The sequence below is a fragment of the Microcystis sp. M53602_WE12 genome (genome assembly GCF_030065455.1).
Lineage (GTDB): Bacteria > Cyanobacteriota > Cyanobacteriia > Cyanobacteriales > Microcystaceae > Microcystis > Microcystis aeruginosa.
Window position 1 is genome coordinate 1 of the sequence record NZ_JASJFB010000148.1, and the last position, 1008, is coordinate 1008.

Sequence of the window (1008 nt, forward strand, 5' to 3'; positions counted from 1 at the left end):
AACCCTTATATAGAAAAGCATTTAGCGATTTTTGTCAATTGTTTTTGCTCTAGAGCGAACTAATCAATTAAGTCTCTTGCCAGATAAGGATTTAGTCGATTTATGCCCCCCTATCGAACCATACCAAGTAACGAAGAACCTGACTAATTACGAAAATGTGTTGCGGTCGGTAGCAATTTTATAATTTTCACTTAAAATGGATTGCATAATTGATCTAGAGTAAAGTTTCAAGGGAGTTGACTGAAAATGCTTGATTACCGTCTATTGTTATGTGCTATGGCATCTGTTTTACTCGGTCAGTCCGTACAGGCTAGGGATATCGAGTTTTCTGGGGGTGCCAGCGGTGTGGATCCCCTCGGCCATTCTTTTGCGTTTGATGGCACAACCTTCACACTTTCGTCTGGTTCAGGTACATTCAATCCTTCTGGTGTTGACATTGGCAACGCGAAAAGCTTTTCCTTTAGTTTGACCAATCCTGCTGTTTTCAATCCAGATCCCGTTAGTGTCCCCAATGCCTGTCCACCAGGCCAGTATGCAACTTATATCAACACCAATCCCGTAGTAATTGTCTGCAAAAACTTTATTACACAAAAAGAATTCATTCGATATACATGGCAATACAGGATGCTTCCGGGGGGTGTAATCACTTTCAACGATCCCCAGGGTACTGGCTTGACCGCTGGGCTTTCCAAGTTTGACTTCACACTAACTTTTCCACAGCCCATTAATGTTAATAACTTCAGCTTTACCGCTAAGTGGTCTAATGTGGCTTCAGTCCCAGAACCTTCGCTGACGACTGGATTACTTCTCCTCGGATTCGTGGGTCTATACTGGACAAAACGTACCTAAATCGGTTCTACAAATACATAGGGTTTGCTGAAAAAGTACGGGCGAAGCATTCGGGCAATAACCTATCGGTGAAACCGTAGATTTTTTATCCGAATGCTTCGCCCCTACAGGACGCGGGCCGATGAAGACGCAAGGTTTTGAAGCACGATTCTCTCAAAA

General features: G+C 43.3%; 2 protein-coding genes. Both read left to right on the plus strand.

Annotation, left to right across the window (positions count from 1 at the left end; all coding sequences use genetic code 11):
• The first annotated feature begins 31 nt into the window (after nt 1–31).
• Nucleotides 32–184, plus strand: coding sequence for a hypothetical protein (locus tag PX482_RS05775; protein WP_288023547.1), 153 nt, complete (start codon nt 32–34; stop codon nt 182–184).
• 92 nt (nt 185–276) lie between these two features.
• The gene (locus PX482_RS05780; protein WP_288122182.1) at nt 277–849 is read left to right on the plus strand and encodes a hypothetical protein; all 573 of its coding nucleotides are present in this window, start codon (nt 277–279) and stop codon (nt 847–849) included.
• The last annotated feature ends 159 nt before the right edge of the window (nt 850–1008 follow it).

Bases quoted from the DNA above. Each gene is read 5' to 3' on its own strand.
- PX482_RS05780 (WP_288122182.1), top strand. From the start codon at position 277: ATGGCATCTGTTTTACTCGGTCAGTCCGTACAGGCTAGGGATATCGAG.